Genomic DNA, 19,995 nt, shown 5'->3' on the forward strand with positions numbered 1-19,995 from the left:
CCGCCTCAGAGCCCGACGGCAACATGGTGATAGACGTCGTTCCACTTCAGCTCGTGCGCGAAGCCGCGCACGGTGGTGTCGGCGTCGATGACGAGCAGCTCGGTGTCGGTCATGGCCGCGAAGTCCTCGATCACGTCCGTGCCGACCGCCGTCGACATCACCGTGTGGTGCGGCGCGCCGGCCATGAGCCACGCCTCGGCCGAGGTGGACCACGACGGCCGCGGTTCCCACACCGCGCACGCCACCGGCAGGTTGGGTAGGTCGGCGGGCGGCTCTATGACGCGAACCTCGTTCGCCACCAACCGGAAACGCGATCCCATGTCGCAGATTCCGACGACCACCGCATCGGCCGCGGCCGCGGTGAAGCGCAGCCGCACCGGGTCGTCACGGTCGCCGATGGCCAGCGGGTGGACCTCGAGGGTCGGTGTCGCCCCGGCGATGCTCGGACACACCTCGAGCATGTGCGCGCCCAGAATGCGTTCCCGACCGGGCGTCAGGTCGTAGGTGTAGTCCTCCATGAACGACGTGCCACCGGGCAGCCCCTCACTCATCGACTTGACGGTGCGCAGCAGCAGCGCGGTCTTCCAATCCCCTTCGCCGCCGAACCCGTAGCCGTCTGCCATCAACCTCTGCACGGCCAGTCCCGGAAGCTGACGCAGCCCACCGAGATCCTCGAAGTTGGTGGTGAAGGCGTGAAAGCCGCCATCCTGGAGGAACCTTCGCAACCCGACCTCGATCTGCGCGCCGTGCCGAAGCGAATCGTGGCGCTCACCGCCGGGCAGCAACTCGGTCGAGACCCGGTAGGTGTCCGCATACTCCCGCACCAGCTTGTCGACGTCGGCGGGCCGGACGGCGTCGACGACGGCGACCAGGTCGTTGACGCCGTAGGCGTCGACCGACACCCCGAAGTGCGCCTCGGCCTCCACCTTGTCGCCCTCGGTGACGGCGACACCGCGCATGTTGTCGCCGAAGCGTGCGACCTTCATCGTCGACAGTTCGGCGTGGCCGAGTGCCGCGCGCGTCCACGCACCGATTCGCTCACGGGTGCGCGGGTCGTCGACGTGACCGGCGATCGTCTTGCGCGCGCGGGACAACCGCGATTGGACGTAGCCGAACTCGCGATCGCCGTGCGCGGCCTGGTTGAGGTTCATGAAGTCCATGTCGATGCTGTGCCAGGGCAACTCGACGTCGAACTGCGTGTGCAGGTGCAGCAGGGGCTTGCGGAGCGCCTTGAGGCCCCTGATCCACATCTTCGCCGGTGAGAACGTGTGCATCCACGCAACCACGCCGATGCACTCGTCGGAGGTGTTGGCGTCGTTCATGATCCGTGCGATCTGGTCGGAGTCGGTGACGATCGGCATCCAGCGCACCTCGACCGGGATCTCGGCGCTGCCGTCGAGACGGTCGGCGAGCCTGCGCGACTGGTCGGCGACCTGGTCGAGGATGTCCTGTCCGTACAGCGACTGGCTGCCGGTGAGGAACCAGATCTGGCTGGTGACGAGTCGGGACGCGATCATCGCTGGTCCTCCTGCTGTGGGTCGGATCGTCGGCCGGCCTGGCCGTACACGTTCTGGTACCGCTCGAACAGGGCGGCCACGTCGTCGGCGTGGATGGGCACCGCGTCCCCGAGTTGACGGCTGACGTGCACGGTGCGGGCGACGTCCTCCACCATGACGGCGGCCTTCACCGCGTCGCGCGCGGTGCGGCCGATGGTGAAGGGGCCGTGGTTGCGCATCAGGACGGCCGGAGAGTTGCTGTTCCGCAACGTCTCCACGATCCCCCGTCCGATGGAGTCGTCGCCGATGAGCGCGAAGGGACCCACCGGGACGTCGCCACCGAACTCGTCGGCGATCATGGTGAGGACGCACGGGATGGGTTCACCGCGCGCGGCCCACGCGGTCGCGTACGTGGAGTGGGTGTGGACGACGCCGCCGACGTCGGGCATGTGCCGGTACACGTAGGCGTGCGCCGCGGTGTCCGACGACGGGCTCATGGCGCCGTCGACGAGGTTCCCGTGCAGGTCGCAGACCACCATGTCCTCGGCGGTCATGGTGCCGTAGTCGGCTCCCGACGGCTTGATCACGATCAGGTCGCGGCCGGGGACCCGTGCCGACACGTTGCCCGCCGTCCAGATGACGAGCTCGTACCGGGTCAGCTGGGCGTGCAGGTCACAGACCTGCCGTCGCAGGTCGGCCACCACGCGATCGATGTCGGAGGTGATGGTCACGAGATGGCCCCCACTGCTTCGCGGGTGTCGATGCGACGCAGCCGGCGCATCATGTCGTTGCCGCGACCGAACCACTCGTAGGCGGCGACGTACTCGCGGTAGAGCCGGTCGTAGGCGACCGCGTTCTCGGGGATCGGGCGGTAGGCGGCATCGATGCGCTTGCCCATCGCCGTTGCCGCACTGCGCACGTCGGCGTGCGCACCGGCGGCGGCAGCGGCGTGGATGGCAGATCCCAGGGCCGGTGCCTGCGCGGAGGGGACGATCGACAGCGGCAGTCCGACCGCATCGGCATAGATCTGCATCAGGAGTTCGTTCTTCAGCAGACCGCCTGCGACCACGAGTTCGGTGACCGGGACGCCGCTCGCGACGAATGTCTCCACGATCATCCGGGTGCCGAAGGCCGTGGCCTCCAGCAGCGCCCGATACATGTCGACGCAGGTGGTCTCGAGCGTCTGGCCGATCATGACGCCGGACAGTTCGTGGTCGACGAGCACCGAGCGATTCCCGCTGTGCCAGTCCAGTGCGACTAACCCGTGCTGCCCCACGCGCTGCCGGCCGGCCAGATCGGTGAGGTGTTCGTGGACGGTCAGCCCGCGGCGGCGTGCCTCCACCTGATAGGCCTCGGGGACGCAGTTGTCGACGAACCATCCGAAGATGTCGCCCACACCCGACTGTCCCGCCTCGTAACCCCAGCTGCCTTCGCAGATGCCGCCGTCCACCACCCCGCACATGCCCGGCACGTCCCGCAGGACGTCGGAGTTCATCACGTGGCAGGTCGAGGTGCCCATGATCGCCACGAGGTGCCCCGGGTCGAGCGCGTTCGCGGCGGCGACGGTGACGTGCGCGTCGACGTTGCCCACCGCCACGGGGATTCCCTCCGGCAGGCCGGTCCATGCCGCCGCCTGCGCGGTGAGCGAGCCTGCCCGGTCACCCAGTCGCCCGATCGGGTGCTCCAGTTTGTCGGCCACGAAGTCGGCGAACCCCGGCCGGACCTCGGCCAGGAACTCCTGCGACGGATACCGGCCGTCCTGCCGGATCCCCTTGTACCCGGCGGTGCAGGCGTTGCGGACGTACTCACCGCACAGCTGCCAGACGATCCAGTCGGCGCCCTCGACGAAGAAGTCCATCACCCCGTACAGCTGGGGGTCCTCGTCGAAGATCTCGAGGGCCTTGGCGAATTCCCACTCGCTCGAGATGAGCCCTCCGTAGCGGGGCAACCAGGCCTCGCCGCGTTGCGCCGCAACGGCATTGATGCGGTCGGCCTGGGGTTGCGGTGAATGGTGCCGCCAGAGCTTCGCGTAGGCATGCGGCCGGTCGCGGTAGTCCGGGACGTCGCACAGCGGTGTCCCGTCGGCCAGTACCGGCACCATCGTGCACGCGGTGAAGTCGGTCCCGATGCCGATCACGTCGGCCGGATCGATGCCGGCCCTGCGCACCGCCTCGGGCACGGCGTTCCGGAGCACGTCGACGTAGTCCGAGGGAACCTGGAGCGCCCACTGCGACGGCAGACGATCGGTGCGCCCCGGCAGCGTCTCCGTCACGACGCCGTGCGGATAGGCGTGCTCGGCGCTGGCCATCTCGTGGCCGTCGGCGACGCGGACCACCAGCGCCCGGCCGGAGAGCGTCCCGAAGTCGACACCCACCGTGTACTCGTGATCGGTCACTGGCTCTCCTTGGGTGGTGCGGTGCTGTCGCGGACGATGAGTTCGGGGGTGAGGAGGGCGACGTCGGTGGTCGAGCCGTCCAGCGTCGCGGTGGCGAGGTCTATCGCGCGTCGGCCGATGGCCTGGAAGTCCTGGCGGACGGTCGTGAGCGCGGGATTGAGGTATCCCGCCTCGGGGATGTCGTCGAATCCGACGACGCTGACGTCCTCGGGAACCGCGACGCCCGACCGGGCGAACGCGTGCAGCACGCCGATGGCCATCTGATCGTTGGCCACGAAGACCGCAGACGTGTCGCCCGCGCGGGCCAGCTCGCAACCGATCTCGTAACCGCGCGCCGGGGTCCAGTCGCCCTCCCAGTGCGTGTCCGGCACCGCCAGCCCGGCATCGCACAGCGCTGCCTCGTATCCGGCGCGGCGCCCCTTCGCCTCGGGCCAGGTCATCGGGCCCGAGACGTGGACGATCCGCCGGTGGCCCAGATCGATCAGGTGCTGCGTGGCTTGGCGCGCACCGCCGATCTGGTCGACGCCGACGGTGAGTCCGCGCCCGGAGAGGTCGCCCTCGACGACGATGAGCGGTAGACCGGTGTGCGCGGAATGTACGGCGTCGAGCGCCTCCTCCTGCGCGGCGATGATCACGATCGCCTCGACCGACTGGCGTGCGAGATGGTCGAGCGCACCGCGGAGTTCGGCGAGCGTTATCTCGGGCAACGGCACGAGGCTGGAGAAGTAGCCCGCCGCACGCGCGGCCTCCTGCACGGACCTCTGAATGCTCGACGGCCCGAACTGCGCGCTGTTGCTACCGACGATCCCGATGATCCCGGATCGGCGGGTCACCAGCGCTCGCGCAGCGGTGTTGGGCCGGTAGCCGAGTTCCTCGATGGCCTGCTCGACGCGCGCCTTGGTCTCGGGCCGAATGCTGCTCGACCCGTTGATGACTCGGGAGACGGTCTGGTGACTCACGCCCGCGAGGCGGGCGACGTCCGCCATGACCGGTTTGGGCGGGGTGGGTGGCATCGGCTGGCCGGTCATCGTGGCTTCCTCATCGCTAGGCGTTGCACCAGGACGAATACCAGCAGGAGGACGCCGGTCATGATCCGGGTCCAGTACGAGTCGAGGTTCTCCGCGGTGACGAAGGTCTGGATGGTGCCGAGCACGAGGACGCCGATCACCGAGCCGAGGACGAAGCCGACGCCACCAGAGAGCAGGACTCCTCCGACGACCGCCGCGGCGATGGCGTCGAGTTCGAGGCCGACGCCGTTGAGGCTGTAGCCGGAGAGCTTCTGCACTGCGAGCAGCAACCCGGCCAGCGACGCACAGAGGCCGCTGATCGCGTAGACGGACACCCGCACCCTGGAGGCGTCGAGGCCCATCAGCTGCGTCGACTGCCGGTTGCCGCCGACGGCGTACACCGTTCGGCCGAAGCGGGTCTGGTGCAGCACGTAGGCGGCCACCGCCACGACGACGGCGGCGATCAAGACCGTCCATCGGATGAACTCGCCCTCGTACAGGTAGACGTAGTTCAGTCCGATGGCGCGCAGCACCGGATCCTTGATGGGCAGCGTGTCGACACTGATCACGTAGCAGAGTCCGCGTGCCAGGAACATGCCCGCAAGGGTGACGATGAACGGCTGAACGTCGAAGTATTCGATGATCAGGCCCATCACCAACCCGAGGAGCGGCCCGACCAGCAGCACGGCTGCCACCGCCAGCGGCAGCGGCCAGCCGGCCCGGAGCGTGGTGGCGACGATGACGGTGGACAGGGCGACGACCGAGCCGACACTGAGATCGATTCCACCCGTGAGGATCACGAACGTCATGCCGACGGCCAGGACCACCAGGTAGGCGTTGTCGACGAGCAGGTTGAGGAACACCTGCGTCGGGCTCGCGAAGTCGTACCGGCTGACGAGCGCGCCGAACAGGACGACGAACAGGGCCAGGGAGACGAGCGGCGACAGGTAGCGGCCCCGGATTCGCCGTGCGAGCTGCCGGGCGACCGGACCGGGGCCGGTCTCGACACGCGTGCTCGTGGTGCTCACTTCGCCGCCATCCCGGAGACGGCCGTCACCGGCTGCGCGGGCCTAACATCCTGCGCCGTCGGCGGTTTCGCGGCCGGCCGACGGCCCGGGCGACGTCGTGACGTCACCGCCCGGAACTTCGGCGCCTGCAGCAGGCAGACGGCGATGACGACCAGCGCCTTGAACACCAGGGTGGTCTCCGGCGTGATGCCTGCGGTGTACACGGTCGTCGTCAGCGTCTGGATGATCAGTGCGCCCAGGATGGTTCCGGTGAGGCTGAACCGTCCGCCGAGCAGCGACGTACCGCCGATGACGACCGCCAGGATGGCGTCCATCTCGATCCACAGCCCCGCGTTGTTCGCGTCCGCGGCGGCGATGTTGGAGGCGATCATCAGGCCGGCGACACCGGCGCACAGCGCGGAGAACACGTACACCGCGAACACGATGGAACGGTGCCGAACCCCGGCGAGGCGGCTGGCCTCCGGGTTCACGCCGACGGATTCGAGGAGCATTCCGAGCGCGGTGCGACGCGTCAGCAGGCCGATCAGACCGAATACCGAGAGGCTCACCAGGATCGCGACGGGCAGCCCGAGTGCGTAACCGGCGCCCAGCACCTTGCACGGCGCGCTGGTGACGGTGACGATCTGACCGTCGGTGATCAGCAGGGCGATCCCTCGCCCGGCCGTCATCAGCACCAGGGTCGCGATGATCGGTTGCACTCCGAAGACCGAGACGAGCGCTCCGTTCCACAACCCCAGGGCGACGGCGACGCCGAGCGCGATGCCCGCCGCGGTGACGACGGTGCCCGGGGCGGCCGGGTCGGCGGCAGACGCGATGTGCGCACACGCCAGCGCACCGCTGACGGCGACGACCGCGCCGACGGACAGGTCGATGCCGCGCGATGCGATCACCAGCGTCATGCCGAGCGCGACCAACATGGTGGGAGCACCGTTGCGCAGGATGTCGATCGTGCTGCCGAACAGGTGGCCGTCCTGGATCCGGATACTCAGGAAGCTCGGGGTGATGACGACGTTGGCGACGAGCAGCGCCACCAGCGCGAGGGCGGGCCACAGGAGCGACGATGTCGCCGGCGTCCTGCTCATCGGTCCGCGCCGCCGGCAATGAGCGTGGTGAGTTCCTGGACCGTGCACTCCGATCCGACACGGGCGATGCACCGCCCTTCGCGCAGCACCACGATCTGGTCACTGATCCGTGCGACCTCGTCGAGTTCGGCCGAGATGAACACCACGCCCATGCCGTCCGCGGCGAGATCCGCGACGAGCTTCTGAATCTGCGCCTTGGCGCCCACGTCGATGCCACGGGTGGGCTCGTCGAGGATGAACAACCGCGGTTCGGTGATCAGCCATCTCGCCAGCAGCACCTTCTGCTGGTTGCCGCCGCTGAGGTTCTTCACCAGTGCCCACGGGTTGCGGGGGCGGATGTCCAGCGCCTCCATGTATCGGTTCACCAGGTCGTCCTTGGCGCGCTTCGACAGCGGTCGTGCGAAACCTCGGCGGGCCTGCAGCGCCAACACCAGGTTGTCGCTCACGGTCAGTTCCCCGACGATCCCCTCGCCCTTGCGATCCTCCGAGGAGAAGGCGACACCCCGGGCGATGGCGGCCCGCGGCGACCGGACCGCTACGGGAGCACCGTCGATCGACACCTGGCCGCTCGTGGCGCGGTCGGCGCCGAAGAGCAGGCGCGCCAACTCCGTTCGGCCGGATCCCAGGAGGCCGGCCAACCCGACGACCTCTCCGCGGCGGACGTCGACGTCCATCGGGTGCAGACCAGGCGGTCGGCCGATGCCCTTCGCGCTGAGCACCAGTTCGTCGGCAGTCGATTCGACGGCAGCGGCGGGGTGCTCGATCTCGTCCAGCAGCTCGAGGTCGTGCCCCAGCATGGCAGCGATGAGGTGCACCCGGTCGAGTGTGGTCGTCGGGTACTCACCGACCAGCCGGCCGTTGCGCAGCACCGTCATGCGATCGGCGATCTCGTACACCTGATCGAGGAAGTGCGAGACGAACAGGACCGCCGTGCCGCCATCGCGAAGGCGGCGCATCACGCGGAACAGTTCGTCGACTTCGTCGGCGTCGAGGCTCGACGTCGGTTCGTCGAGGATCAGTACCCGTGCCGACACCGCCGTCGCCCGTGCGATCGCCACGAGCTGCCGAACGCCGATGGGGTGGTCGCCGAGCGTGGAGCGGGGGTCGATGGACAGGTCGAGCCCGTCGAGGAGTTCTGCGGCCCGTCGGTTCATGGCCCGGTAGTCGATTCCCCCGAACCGGCGGGGCTCCCGGCCGAGCAGGATGTTCTCTGCGACGGTCAGATTGGCGCACAGGTTGACCTCTTGGTACACCGTGCTGATGCCCGCGTCCTGCGCCTGCCGTGGTCCGCTGAACCGCTGCTCGGTGCCCTCGACGACGATCGTGCCCGAGTCGATGTCGTAGACGCCCGTCAGCGCCTTGATCAACGTCGACTTCCCCGCCCCGTTCTCCCCCATCAGCGCGTGCACCTCGCCGGGCAGCAGTCGGAAGTCGACGCCGTCGAGCGCTCGTACGCCGGGGAAGTCGATCGTGACGTCACGCATGTCGACCACCGGGTCGGCCACCGACCTGGAAACGGCTGCGGTCATGGGAGATTCCTCGATACCCGGGGCGTCAGTACTTGCGGTCCGGGAGAACGGCGGCGGCCTGCTGCTGGTCGAACGCCTCGTCGGGGGTGACGACGCGCGGCGGCACCGGTTCGCCCGCCACGACCTTCTTCGCGAGATCCATCAGTTGCGGCCCGAGTAGCGGATTGCATTCGACGATGTAGTTGAACTTGCCGTCGGCCAACGCCTGCATCCCGTCGTGGGTGGCGTCGACCGCGACGATCTGGACGTCCTTGCCCGGTGTCAGTCCCGCCGCCTCGATGGCCTCCATGGCGCCCAACCCCATGTCGTCGTTCTGGGCGAACACCAGATCGATCTTGGGGTTGGCCTTGAGGAACGCCTCCATGACCTGCTTGCCGCCCGAACGGGTGAAATCACCGCTCTGGGAGGCGATCACGCGAAGGTTGGGGTTGGCGGCGATCGCGTCGGCGAAACCGGTCTTCCGCTCGATGGCTGGGTCGGCACCCGTGGTGCCCTCGAGCTGGACGATGTTGACGGGCCCCGGCGCGGACGCGTACTGCTTGACCACCCAGTCGCCGGCCCGCCGGCCCTCCTCGACGAAGTCGGCGCCGAGGAACGTCTTGTAGACGTCCTTCTCCTGGGTGTCGACGGCACGGTCGGTGAGGATGACCGGGATGCCGGCGTTCTTGGCCTCGAGCAGGACCGCGTCCCATCCCGTGCGGACCACCGGACTGAACGCGATCACGTTGACCCGCTGCTGCACGAACGAACGAATGGCGGAGATCTGGTTCTCCTGCTCGCCTCCTGCGTCGGAGAACTTGAGGTTCACGCCCGCCGCCGCCGCGGCATCCTGGATCGACTTGGTGTTCGCCGTTCGCCAACCACTCTCGGCGCCCACCTGCGAGAAGCCCATGGTGAGCTGGCCACCGTCGCCGCCCCCGGAACCACCGCCCGGCGCGGGCCCGCTGCCACAGGCCGCCAACAGGCCCACCGACGCGATCGCCGCTGCCGCCTTGAGTATTCCGATCACGTCGACTCCTCGTTTTGATGTGTTCGCCCTGGTCAGGGATCCGGTGATGGTGAGCGCGCCGACCTCGACGCGCTGTCGGCCACTGTGACCGGCATTACACTGAGGCGAATGTTAACGCTCACATCGCCGCGGTGTCAACGGCGATGTGAACGCTCACATCGATCCGCGCCGAGCCTTGACAAAGCCGTGAGCCGCGTCACATCATCGTCGTTGTTAACGCTCACATCGGAGCGTTCGCCGCGCCTCGCGCAGGCAATGGAGCGGCAGGGACAACCGGAGGACCACATGCGCAAGAGCATCGTTCGTGTCGCGGGCGCACTCGCCGTAGCCGCCGCGCTACTGAGCGCCGGCTGCGGTCGCTCGACGACCACCGAGGCGACCGGCGGCGGTGGCGGTTCCGACCGCTCGGGCACCGTGGGCATCTCGATGCCGACCAAGTCATCCGAGCGGTGGGTCGCCGACGGGAACAACATGGCCGAGCAGTTCAAGACGCTCGGGTACGACACCGATCTGCAGTACGGCGACGACGTGGTGCAGAACCAGGTCTCCCAGATCGAGAACATGATCACCAAGGGCGTGAAGGCACTCGTCGTCGCGCCGATCGACAGTTCGTCGCTGACCGACATCCTGCAGCGGGCCGCCGACGCGAAGATCCCCGTGGTCAGCTACGACCGGCTGATCCGCGGCACCGCCAACGTCGACTACTACGCGACGTTCGACAACTTCAAGGTGGGCGTCCTGCAGGCGACCTACGTCGTCGACCGGCTCGGACTCGCTCAGGGCAAGGGCCCCTTCAACATCGAACTCTTCGCGGGATCCCCAGATGACAACAACGCCACCTTCTTCTTCAACGGCGCGATGAGCATCCTGCAGCCCTACATCGACAGCGGCAAGCTCGTCGTCAAGAGCGGCCAGACGTCGTTCGACCAGGTCGCCACGCTGCGCTGGGACGGTGGCCTGGCCCAGTCCCGCATGGACAACCTCTTGAGCAAGGCCTACACCAGCGGCCGGGTCGACGCCGTCCTGTCGCCCTACGACGGCATGTCCCTCGGCATCATCTCCGCCCTGAAGAGCGCGGGGTACGGCACGCCGGCCAACCCACTGCCCATCGTCACCGGGCAGGACGCCGAACTCGCATCGGTGAAGTCGATCATCGCCGGCGAGCAGACCCAGACCGTGTTCAAGGACACCCGCGAATTGGCGAAGGCCGCCGTGCAGATGACCGATTCGCTGCTCACCGGCGGAACGCCGGAAGTCAACGACACCACCACCTATGACAACGGCGTGAAGGTCGTGCCGGCGTTCCTGCTCGATCCCGTCAGCGTGGACGACACCAACTATCAGAAGGTGCTGGTCGACTCCGGCTACTACACGTCCGCCCAACTCGCGTGAGTTCCGCGTCGGCCACACCGCTGCTCGAGATGCGTGACATCACGAAGCGGTTCGGCAACGTGACCGCGCTGAGCGACGTCAACCTCGTGGTGCTGCCCGGCGAGATCCACGCCATCTGCGGGGAGAACGGCGCAGGCAAGTCGACGCTGATGAAGGTCCTCAGCGGTATCCATCCGCACGGCAGCTACGACGGTGAGATCGTCTTCGACGGCGCGCCAGGCGACTTCAAGGACATCCGCTCCAGTGAACGACGTGGGATCGGCATCATTCACCAGGAACTGGCGCTGGTTCCGGTCCTGTCCATCGCCGAGAACATCTTCCTCGGCAACGAACACGCCTCGGCCGGGGTGATCAGCTGGCACGAGACGACCAGCCATGCGCAGCAGTTGCTCGACCGCGTAGGCCTCAGGGAGAGTGCGCGCACGCGGATCTCCGACATCGGGGTCGGCAAGCAGCAGCTCGTCGAGATCGCGAAGGCACTGTCCAAGAAGGTCAAACTGCTCATCCTGGACGAGCCGACGGCGGCGTTGAACGACGAGGACAGCAGGCATCTGCTCGACCTGATCGTGGAGCTGCGGGACCAGGGCCTGACGTGCATCATCATCTCCCACAAGCTCAACGAGGTCATGCAGGTCGCCGACACCATCACGATCCTGCGTGACGGCCGCACCATCGAAACGCGGCCCGTCGACCGGGAACTCACCGAGGAACACGTGATCCGCGGGATGGTCGGCCGTGACATGGTGGACCGCTTCCCGGCGCGGGCCGACCACCCGATCGGGGACGTCACCTTCGCCGTCGAGGACTGGACCGTCTTCCATCCGCTCGACCAGCAGCGCAAGGTCGTCGACGGTGTCTCCATCAGCGTCCGCCGCGGCGAGGTCGTGGGGCTGGCCGGACTCATGGGTGCCGGCCGCACCGAACTCGCGATGAGCGTCTTCGGCCGCAGCTACGGCAAGAAGGGCGGCGGCACGGTCTACAAGGACGGCAGGGAGATCCGGACGCGCACCGTGTCGGAGGCCATCGGCCACGGAATCGCCTACGCGACGGAGGATCGCAAGCACTACGGGCTCAACCTGATGGACGACATCGCCCGCAGCGTGACGCTCGCGTCGCTGGGCAAGGTGAGCCGCGCGTCGATCATCAACGAGCACGAGGAAACCGTGGTCGCCGAGCGCTTCCGCAAGGACATGCGGATCAAGGCTCAGTCGGTGAAGGCGACCACCGGCAACCTGTCCGGGGGAAATCAGCAGAAGGTCGTGCTGAGCAAGTGGATCTTCGCCGACCCCGACCTCCTCATCCTCGACGAGCCGACCCGCGGCATCGACGTCGGCGCCAAGTACGAGATCTACGCCATCATCAACGATCTCGCCGCCCAGGGTAAGTCGGTGATCGTCATCTCCTCGGAGCTACCCGAACTCATCGGGTTGTGCGATCGCATCTACACCCTCAACGAGGGTCGCCTCACCGGCGAGGTGGCGCGCGCGGACGCAGCGCAGGAGACGTTGATGCACTACATGATGAAGGGACCGAGCACATGACCACCAGTTCGACGGTGGAACCGGCGTCCAGCACCCCGCCGCCACCGCCACCCGACTCGCCGACCTCGCGCCTGGCGACGGCACTGCGTGGCAACTTCCGCCAGTACGGCATGGTCGTCGCACTGGCGCTGATCGTGATCCTGTTCCAGGTCTGGACCAGCGGGATCCTGCTGAAGCCGCTCAACGTCACGAACATCGTCCAGCAGAACGGGTACATCCTGATCCTCGCGATCGGGATGGTCGTCGTCATCATCTCCGGCCACATCGACCTCTCGGTCGGGTCCATCGCGGGCTTCATCGGTGCGACGTCCGCCGTGCTCATGATCCGGCACGACATGCCGTGGCCCGTCGCGGTCGTCGTGTGCCTGCTGCTGGGCGCGTTGATCGGTGCGTGGCAGGGCTTTTGGATCGCCTACGTCGGCATCCCGTCCTTCATCGTCACCCTCGCCGGCATGCTGGTGTTCCGCGGCGCCACGCAGTACCTGCTGGAGGGGCAGTCGATCGCCCCCTTCCCGCGCAGCTTCAGTCAGGTCAGCAGCGGATTCCTCCCGGAGATCGGGGGCAGCAGCCTGTACCACTGGCCCACCGTGATCCTCGGCGTCGTCGTCATGTTCGCGGCCGTGTGGCAACAGGTTCGTCAACGACGGGCACAGACGCGCTACGGGTTCGACGTGCTGCCGGTGGCCTGGTTCGTCACCAAGTGCGCCGGAATCGTCGCCGCCCTGGCCGCATTCACGCTGCTGCTCGCCAGCTACCGGGGCGTGCCCGTCGTCGGCATCATCCTCGCGGTGGCCTTCATCGCGTACGCGTTCGTCATGCGCAGCACCGTCTTCGGACGTCAGGTCTACGCCGTCGGCGGCAACGTGGCGGCGGCCCGGCTGTCGGGGGTCAAGACCAAACGCGTCACGTTCCTGGTGTTCGTCAACATGGGTCTGCTGTCGGCGCTGGCCGGTCTGCTCTTCGCCGCGCGACTGAACTCCGCGACCCCGCAGGCGGGCATCGGGATGGAGCTGGAGGCGATCGCGGCCGCATTCATCGGCGGCGCCTCCGCCAACGGTGGGGTCGGGACGGTGTTCGGCGCCATCATCGGTGGTTTCGTGCTGGGGGTGTTGAACAACGGCATGTCGCTGATCGGCATAGGAAGCGACGTCCAGCAGGTGATCAAGGGACTCGTCCTACTCGCCGCCGTGGGCTTCGACGTCTACAACAAGAAGAAGGGCGGGTCCTGAGCCGATGGACCGCTTCGATCGGCAACTGATGGACTTCGTCCGCAGCTGGGCGCCCTACGGTGGCCCGCCCTCCGACGAGGTGATGCTCGAGTTCGGGATGACCCGGGAGCAGCTCACCGAGCGGATCACGCTCATCGTCGCGTCCGAGCAGGCTCGCCGGGAGCAGGAGTTGCATCGACCGTGGCTACGGATGCCGTCGGGGCGCCCCGCGGCGGTTCACGACCCGACGGATGCGCGACGCTGATCAGACCGCAACGGCGGCCCCGCAGATCCCGCACGTCTCGAACTCGCGGCGCTTCCACCGCGCGATCGGGACGAAGAACAGCGAGAACTGCTTGAACTCCCGCACGCGCGACCACTGCGTCGTGTTGTGGCAGCGTGGGCAGGTCCGCACCTCCCCGGTGCCCAGGTGCTTCTGCTTGGTGCCGTAGCCGAAGAAGAGCAACATGGTTTCAGGGTAGGTGCGGACCGTTCCCTAGCCGGCCGGCCGTCGGATCAGGTCGGCGGCCTTCTCGCCGATCATGATCGTTGCGGCGTTGGTGTTGACCGACACGATCGTCGGCATCACCGAGGCGTCGACCACGCGCAGGCCGTCGAGGCCGCGGACCCTCAGCTGCGGGTCCACCACCGCGTCGGCGCCGACACCCATCGCGCAGCTGCCCACCGGGTGGTAGTAGGTGCTGGTGCTGCGAGAGACGAAGCGCCGCAGCGCGTCCTCGTCCACGACGTCGGGACCGGGGAGCACCTCGCGGGCGCGCCATGGGGCGAACGGCTCGGTGGCGACGATCTGCCGCGCGAGGTCCACCCCGAGCAGCATCCGCCGCACGTCGGACTCCGATCCCAGGTAGTTGGGGTCGATGGACGGCGGCGCCGCTGGATCGGGCCCCGTGAGCCGGATCGACCCTCGTGCCTCGGGGACCAGCGCGACGCCGACGGTGAAGCTGTTCGCCGGTGCCGTCAGGTGCGCGGGGTGGAACGGCACGTGGATGAACATCAGCTGCATGTCGGGACCGGTCAGCGATGGGTCCGTCCGCCACGACAGCGACACCTCGGCGTGATTGGTCCGACCGGCGGGGATCGGGCGCGATGCCTCGTAGACGACGCCGCACAGCGGGTGGTCGTGCAGGTTGCGCCCAACGCCCGGTAGGTCGTGGTGCACGGTGACGCCGACGGCCTCGAGTTCGGCCGCCGGACCGACGCCGGAGCCGAGCAGCAGCCGCGGCGAGTCGACCGCACCCGCGCTGAGGATCACCTCGGCCCCGGCGTACGCGGTGACGTCCGCACCGTCGCGGCGGAAGTCGACTCCGACGCAGCGGTTTCCGTCGAACCGGAGCCGCCGCGCACGGGAATCCGGCGAGACCACCAGGTTCGGTCTGCCACTCGGATGCAGGTAGGCGGCGGCGGCGCTCTGCCTCGATCCACCGGTGACGGACAGGTCGTGCCAGCCGGCGCCCTCGGGGAAGGCTCCGTTGAAGTCGTCGGTCAGTGGGAACCCCGCCGCGCCCGCGCCGTCGAGGAACACCTGGGACAGTGGGTTCGCCTCCGCCTTCGAGACCTGGGCAGGGCGCATCGGACCGTCGACGCCGCGGTAGCGCGGATCCGCTCCAGGGACCGTCTCCATGCGACGGAAGTAGGGCAGCACGTCCGCGTAACCCCAACCGGCGCAACCGGCGTCGGCCCAGCGATCGAAGTCACCTGCGTGCCCGCGGAGGTACACCATCGCGTTGATGCTGCTGGACCCGCCCAGTGTGTGGCCACGCGGCCAGTCGTGGGACAGCCCGTCGGTGCCCTCCTGCGGGACCGTCGAGTAGGAGTAGTCGACCTCGGTGCCCCACAGCGACGGCCATGCGGGTGGCGCGGCCAGTTCGGCCATCGTGTCGGGCGGGCCCGATTCGAGGAGCAGCACGCGGACCGCCGGGTCCTCGGAGAGGCGGGCGGCGACGACGCAGCCTGCGGATCCGGCGCCGATGACGACGTAGTCGTAGTGGTCGGCCGTCGTCGTCGCGGCCGGTCTGACGTACGACATGGGTACCTCCTGTGGTTGGCGGCCCCGATGGCCGCGTCCGTACCGACAACGCAATATATTGCATATCAATTCCGGCGCTTCGCTCTCGCGTCCGGACTCGATGTGCGATATGTTGCATATTCATTGATCGCTCGGGTCACCAGGCCTGGCCGGTCCCGCCGACGTCAGGAGACTCCCCGCGCATGTCCATCCACGACTTCGAGCGGTATCCCCTCACCTTCGGACCGAGCCCCGTCCACCCGCTCCCACGGTTGAGCCGGCACCTCGGCGGAGCCCAGATCTGGGCCAAGCGCGAGGACGTCAACTCCGGACTCGCGTTCGGCGGCAACAAGACCCGCAAGCTCGAGTACCTCGTCCCCGACGCGCTCGCCCACGGCGCCGACACCCTGGTGTCGATCGGCGGCCTGCAGTCCAACCACACCCGTCAGGTCGCGGCGGTCGCCGCCACGCTCGGCATGCGCGCCGTCCTGGTGCAGGAGAAGTGGGTGGACTGGCCGGATCCGGTCGCGGACAAGGTCGGCAACATCCTGCTGTCGCGGATCATGGGAGCCGACGTCCGCTTGAACCCTGCGGGCTTCGGCATCGAGTTCAAGGACAGCTGGCACGAGGCGATCGCCGACGTCGAGCGTGCGGGTGGGACGCCCTACGCCATCCCGGCCGGCGCATCCGATCACCGACTCGGCGGTCTCGGCTTCGCGAACTGGGCGTACGAGCTGCAGCGCCAGGAGGAGGAACTCGGCGTCTTCTTCGACACGATCGTCGTCTGCAGCGTCACCGGATCCACCCACGCCGGCATGATCGCGGGCTTCGCCGGTCAAGCGCGGCCGCGGCGAGTGCTCGGCATCGACGCCTCCGCGACGATCGAGGCGACGCGCACCCAGGTCGAGCGCATCGCCCGCAACACCGCCGAACTCATCGGGCTCGGCCGGGATCTACGCGACGACGAGATCACGGTGCTCGAGGGGTGGGCGGGTGAGTCGTACGGCATCCCGGTCGCCTCCACCATCGACGCCATCAGGCTCACCGCCGGATTGGAGGGCGTCATCCTCGACCCGGTGTACGAGGGCAAGTCGATGGCCGCCCTCGTCGACCTCGTCGGCTCCGGCCAGATCGACCGCGGATCGACGGTCCTCTTCGCGCACCTGGGTGGTCAGCCGGCGCTCAACGCCTACAGCGGCGTCTTCTGAGACCCGCGGCTAGAGGTCCTCGACGTCGATCAGCAGTGACAGGGTCTCCCAGTTCTGTCGAGTCGCCTGGGCTGCGCCGTCGGCGTCACCGCGACGGCACAGGCTGACGATCCGCTTGTGCTGAGCGATGGACTGGCGACCGGTCAGCGAGGAGAACCGCCGGAACTCGAGCCGCCGCAGCACCGGGGTCACCTGCTCCAACACCCCGGGTATGACCTCGTTGCGACTCGCCACCACCGCCACACCGTGGAACGCGTCGTCGGCGTGCATCGCCGCGGCGGCGTCCTCTGCGGCGAACGCCGCGGCGAAGTCCCTGTTGGCCTCCACCATCGCGGCGATCTCACCCTTGCCCATCAGCGGGACGGCGATGCGGACGGCCAGGGCATGCATGGTCGCGGCGACGGCCTGCGCGTCGAATACCGTCTTGCGTTCGATGGTCGACACGACGGTCGAACGACCGGGCAGGGTGTGCACCAGACCGGCCGCCTCCAGTCGGGCCAGTGCCTCCCGGATCGGTGTGCGGCTGACCCCGAGCCAGTTCTCGAGTTCGGGGTCGCGCAGCTTCTCTCCGGGGGCCAGCGTCCCGCTGATGATCGCGTCGCGCAGGGACACGTAGGCCTGTTCCCTCAGGAGCGACCGCTTGTGCTTTCCCTGCTCGTCGGGAACCGGCATGCAAAATACGGTATCCGACGTGCCGCGCTCGCGACGTCATGCCCGCAGAGGGAGAGTCGAGCGGCAATCTCGTCAGACCAGGTGACGCCCGAAGAACGCCAGGATCCGGTCCCACGCGTCGTCGGCCTGTGCGGCCGAATGATGCAGTCCGGCAATGCGTTCGATCACCCGGACCGGCGGCGGAGTGCCCCACTCGTTCATGAAGCTGTGGCCGACGCCCGCGTACTCCTTGATGTCCCGGTCGACCCCACTGGGTGCCAGACTCTCCTCCAGCTTGTCCGCCGCACCCGGAAGCAACCGGTCGTCGGCTCCGAAGCTCGCGACCATCGGACACGACCGCGTCGGCACTCCGGTCGCGGGCGGGAACGGACCGTAGTTGGGTGCCGTCGCGTCGAACACCCCGCGGTCCGCCAGCAGGAAGCAGAATCCGCCGCCCAGGCAGAATCCGGCCGACCCCACCTTTCCCGTCGTCCTGTCGTCCGCGCGTAGCGCCTCGGCGGCCGCGATGACGTCGTCGACCGCCGACCCCGTCCCCGTCGCGAGCGAGCGGAACACGCTGACGATGCACGCGGGCTTGAAGCCACGCGCGAAGAGTGCCGGAGCGAACGCCAGGTAGCCGGCGTCGGCGAACCGGTTCGCGATGCGCCGGATGTCGTCGTTCAGCCCGAACACCTCGTGCAGGACCACCACCGCGGGCCAGGGCCCGGCGCCGGATGATGGCACGGCGACGTAGCCGGGCAGACGTCCGTCCGCGGTCTCGAGTCCATCGTCTGACATGGCAGGCCTTCCGGTCGTGGTCGGCGTCTGCACTACCCGCTCCCGGCCGTCGCCAATACGGCCGGGGTTTACCGCACCCGTGCCAGGCAATAGCGATTCAGGTGACCGACGTCGAGATCGCCGACCCCCCGGAGCCGCCGACGGCGCACACGCTGGCCCGCGTCTCGCGGTTGCTGCGGCCGGCCCGTCGCCTGATCAACCCCAAGGTCTACGGCGCGCAGAACCTGCCCGAGCGCGGCGCGCTGCTCGTCGGCAACCACACGCTGCTCGGGCTGCTCGACTCCCCACTGCTCCTCGCGGAACTGTGGGATCGCGGCGTCCGGCCGCGAATCCTCGGCAATCACGCGCACTTCAAGCTGCCGCGGTGGCGGGACCTGCTGTCCGCGGTCGGCGTCGTGCCCGGCACCCCGGCCATGGCGGAGGAGCTGATGCGCCGCGGCGAGACGATCCTTGTCTTCCCCGGCGGCGGGCGCGAGGTGGCCAAGCGCAAGGGCGAGAAGTATCGGCTGATCTGGGAGAACCGGATGGGCTTCGCGCGCCTGGCGGTGAAGTACGGCTACCCGATCGTCCCCTTCGCCTCGGTCGGCGCGGAGGACTCGCTCGACGTCGTCGTCGACACCGACCACCCGTGGATGGCGCCTGCCGTGCGGTACTTCGAGAAGGTCTCCGGCAGCCCCGATCTGTTCCCGATCGTGCGGGGCATCGGCCCGACGCCGATCCCCCGGCCGGAACGGCAGTACTACTGGTTCGGCGAGGCCATCGACGTCAGCGCCATCGGCAGCACCGATGACCGCGCCGTCGCGCAGGTCCGGGATCTGACGAAGACGGCGATCGAGCGCGGCATCGAGTTCCTGCTTTACGAGCAACGCGCCGACCCGAACCGCTCGGTCCGCCGACGGCTGTTCGGTCCGGAGCGCCGCTGAGGGGCGACCCGATCAGCGCGCGGGCACCTCGAGGGTGGTGATGCGTCGCTCCACCTCGGTGAGCAGGTCCTCGACCGACTCGAAGTCGTCGGGATCGATGGGCTCGCCGAACAGGACGTGCACGGTGTGCCCGAAGGACGGGAAGCTCCGGTCGAGCGGCAGCACCAGGTTGGCGTCGACGAGGCGGACCGGGATGATCGGCACGCCCGTCCGCTTGGCCAGTACCGCGACGCCGGGCCGGTACGGCGCCACCTCGCCCGGGCGTACGCACCGCTGCTCGGGGAAGATGCCGACCAGCGCACCGTCCTCCAGCGCACGGGTCGCACTCTCCATCGCCTGGCGGCCGGACTCCGGGTCGCCGCGCACCACGGGGATCTGCCCGAGGACCTCGACGAGCCAGCGGGTCAGCGGCGACTTCCACAGTTCCGCCATCGCCATCGCGATGGCCTGCCGGCGCAGCGCCGCGAGGAGGAACAGCACGTCGATCATCGACGTGTGGTTGGCGGCCAGCAGGACCGCGCCGTCCTTCGGGACGACGTCGGCGTTGACGATCCTGGTGCGGATGATGCGCGTGAAGCCCAGCGTCCACAGGACCAGCCGGATGGACCACGTCACCAGCGACGCGCGCCTGCCCAGCCCGCGCGAACGCGGTCGTCGCGACTCTTCCGCCACGGGACCCCCTCCGGTTTGGCGCTCGGTTGG

General features: G+C 68.5%; 19 protein-coding genes. 6 read left to right on the forward strand and 13 right to left on the reverse strand.

The window, feature by feature from the left end; genetic code table 11:
- Positions 1-5: 5 nt before the first annotated feature.
- Genes araA through G6N64_RS04845 form a run of 8 tightly spaced genes read right to left on the reverse strand, consistent with a single transcriptional unit; the run spans position 6 to position 9,546 of the window.
- Positions 6-1,517 carry an L-arabinose isomerase gene (gene araA, locus G6N64_RS04810; RefSeq protein WP_163795845.1) on the reverse strand — a complete coding sequence of 504 codons (1,512 nt, stop codon included), beginning with the start codon at positions 1,515-1,517 and terminating at the stop codon, positions 6-8.
- The gene (locus G6N64_RS04815; RefSeq protein WP_163795846.1) at positions 1,514-2,227 is read right to left on the reverse strand and encodes an L-ribulose-5-phosphate 4-epimerase; all 714 of its coding nucleotides are present in this window, start codon (positions 2,225-2,227) and stop codon (positions 1,514-1,516) included. The genes araA and G6N64_RS04815 overlap by 4 nt, the downstream gene beginning before the upstream one ends.
- Entirely contained in the window at positions 2,224-3,891 is a 1,668-nt protein-coding gene (gene araB / locus G6N64_RS04820) for a ribulokinase (protein ID WP_163795847.1), read from the reverse strand. The genes G6N64_RS04815 and araB overlap by 4 nt, the downstream gene beginning before the upstream one ends.
- Positions 3,888-4,919 carry a LacI family DNA-binding transcriptional regulator gene (locus tag G6N64_RS04825; protein WP_246230949.1) on the reverse strand — a complete coding sequence of 344 codons (1,032 nt, stop codon included), beginning with the start codon at positions 4,917-4,919 and terminating at the stop codon, positions 3,888-3,890. Before G6N64_RS04825 ends, araB begins: the two co-directional genes overlap by 4 nt.
- Entirely contained in the window at positions 4,916-5,926 is a 1,011-nt protein-coding gene (locus G6N64_RS04830; RefSeq protein ID WP_163795848.1) for an ABC transporter permease subunit, read from the reverse strand. The genes G6N64_RS04825 and G6N64_RS04830 overlap by 4 nt, the downstream gene beginning before the upstream one ends.
- A complete protein-coding gene (locus tag G6N64_RS04835) occupies positions 5,923-7,008 on the reverse strand; it encodes an ABC transporter permease (RefSeq protein WP_163795849.1) in 1,086 nt (361 codons plus the stop codon). The genes G6N64_RS04830 and G6N64_RS04835 overlap by 4 nt, the downstream gene beginning before the upstream one ends.
- Positions 7,005-8,537: a sugar ABC transporter ATP-binding protein gene (locus tag G6N64_RS04840; protein WP_163795850.1), complete on the reverse strand. Its 1,533-nt coding sequence runs from the start codon at positions 8,535-8,537 to the stop codon at positions 7,005-7,007. Before G6N64_RS04840 ends, G6N64_RS04835 begins: the two co-directional genes overlap by 4 nt.
- Before the next feature lie 25 nt (positions 8,538-8,562).
- On the reverse strand, positions 8,563-9,546 hold the full coding sequence (locus G6N64_RS04845) for an ABC transporter substrate-binding protein (RefSeq protein WP_163795851.1): 984 nt from the start codon (positions 9,544-9,546) through the stop codon (positions 8,563-8,565).
- 285 nt (positions 9,547-9,831) lie between these two features.
- Between G6N64_RS04845 and chvE the strand changes: the two genes are divergently transcribed.
- The 4 genes from chvE to G6N64_RS04865 are packed head-to-tail and all read left to right on the forward strand — an operon-like array spanning position 9,832 to position 13,952.
- A complete protein-coding gene (gene chvE, locus G6N64_RS04850) occupies positions 9,832-10,938 on the forward strand; it encodes a multiple monosaccharide ABC transporter substrate-binding protein (protein ID WP_163795852.1) in 1,107 nt (368 codons plus the stop codon).
- A gap of 29 nt (positions 10,939-10,967) precedes the next feature.
- The gene (mmsA, locus tag G6N64_RS04855) at positions 10,968-12,479 is read left to right on the forward strand and encodes a multiple monosaccharide ABC transporter ATP-binding protein (RefSeq protein WP_163801445.1); all 1,512 of its coding nucleotides are present in this window, start codon (positions 10,968-10,970) and stop codon (positions 12,477-12,479) included.
- Complete coding sequence (mmsB, locus tag G6N64_RS04860) at positions 12,476-13,708, forward strand: multiple monosaccharide ABC transporter permease (protein WP_163795853.1); 1,233 nt, start codon at positions 12,476-12,478, stop codon at positions 13,706-13,708. Before mmsA ends, mmsB begins: the two co-directional genes overlap by 4 nt.
- A 4-nt stretch (positions 13,709-13,712) precedes the next feature.
- Positions 13,713-13,952 (forward strand): hypothetical protein, encoded by a 240-nt coding sequence (locus tag G6N64_RS04865; protein ID WP_163795854.1) that lies wholly within the window; start codon positions 13,713-13,715, stop codon positions 13,950-13,952.
- Here G6N64_RS04865 and G6N64_RS04870 read toward each other — a convergent pair whose 3' ends face one another.
- Positions 13,953-14,156 carry a zinc-ribbon domain-containing protein gene (locus G6N64_RS04870; RefSeq protein ID WP_163795855.1) on the reverse strand — a complete coding sequence of 68 codons (204 nt, stop codon included), beginning with the start codon at positions 14,154-14,156 and terminating at the stop codon, positions 13,953-13,955.
- Between the two features lie 27 nt (positions 14,157-14,183).
- A complete protein-coding gene (locus G6N64_RS04875; RefSeq protein ID WP_163795856.1) occupies positions 14,184-15,734 on the reverse strand; it encodes a GMC family oxidoreductase in 1,551 nt (516 codons plus the stop codon).
- Positions 15,735-15,916: 182 nt separating this feature from the next.
- Here G6N64_RS04875 and G6N64_RS04880 point away from each other — a divergent pair, with 182 nt between their 5' ends.
- Positions 15,917-16,921: a 1-aminocyclopropane-1-carboxylate deaminase gene (locus G6N64_RS04880; RefSeq protein WP_163795857.1), complete on the forward strand. Its 1,005-nt coding sequence runs from the start codon at positions 15,917-15,919 to the stop codon at positions 16,919-16,921.
- 9 nt (positions 16,922-16,930) lie between these two features.
- Here G6N64_RS04880 and G6N64_RS04885 read toward each other — a convergent pair whose 3' ends face one another.
- Both G6N64_RS04885 and G6N64_RS04890 read right to left on the reverse strand, forming a co-directional pair.
- Positions 16,931-17,593 (reverse strand): GntR family transcriptional regulator, encoded by a 663-nt coding sequence (locus G6N64_RS04885; RefSeq protein WP_163795858.1) that lies wholly within the window; start codon positions 17,591-17,593, stop codon positions 16,931-16,933.
- 72 nt (positions 17,594-17,665) lie between these two features.
- Positions 17,666-18,370, reverse strand: a complete 705-nt coding sequence (locus tag G6N64_RS04890; RefSeq protein ID WP_163795859.1) for a dienelactone hydrolase family protein — start codon at positions 18,368-18,370, stop codon at positions 17,666-17,668.
- 101 nt (positions 18,371-18,471) lie between these two features.
- Here G6N64_RS04890 and G6N64_RS04895 point away from each other — a divergent pair, with 101 nt between their 5' ends.
- Complete coding sequence (locus G6N64_RS04895; protein ID WP_246230950.1) at positions 18,472-19,293, forward strand: lysophospholipid acyltransferase family protein; 822 nt, start codon at positions 18,472-18,474, stop codon at positions 19,291-19,293.
- A gap of 12 nt (positions 19,294-19,305) precedes the next feature.
- Here the strand turns inward: G6N64_RS04895 and G6N64_RS04900 are convergent, their stop codons facing one another.
- The gene (locus G6N64_RS04900) at positions 19,306-19,965 is read right to left on the reverse strand and encodes a lysophospholipid acyltransferase family protein (RefSeq protein WP_163795861.1); all 660 of its coding nucleotides are present in this window, start codon (positions 19,963-19,965) and stop codon (positions 19,306-19,308) included.
- Positions 19,966-19,995: the final 30 nt, after the last annotated feature.

This window comes from Mycolicibacterium sediminis, from assembly GCF_010731735.1.
GTDB lineage: Bacteria > Actinomycetota > Actinomycetes > Mycobacteriales > Mycobacteriaceae > Mycobacterium > Mycobacterium sediminis.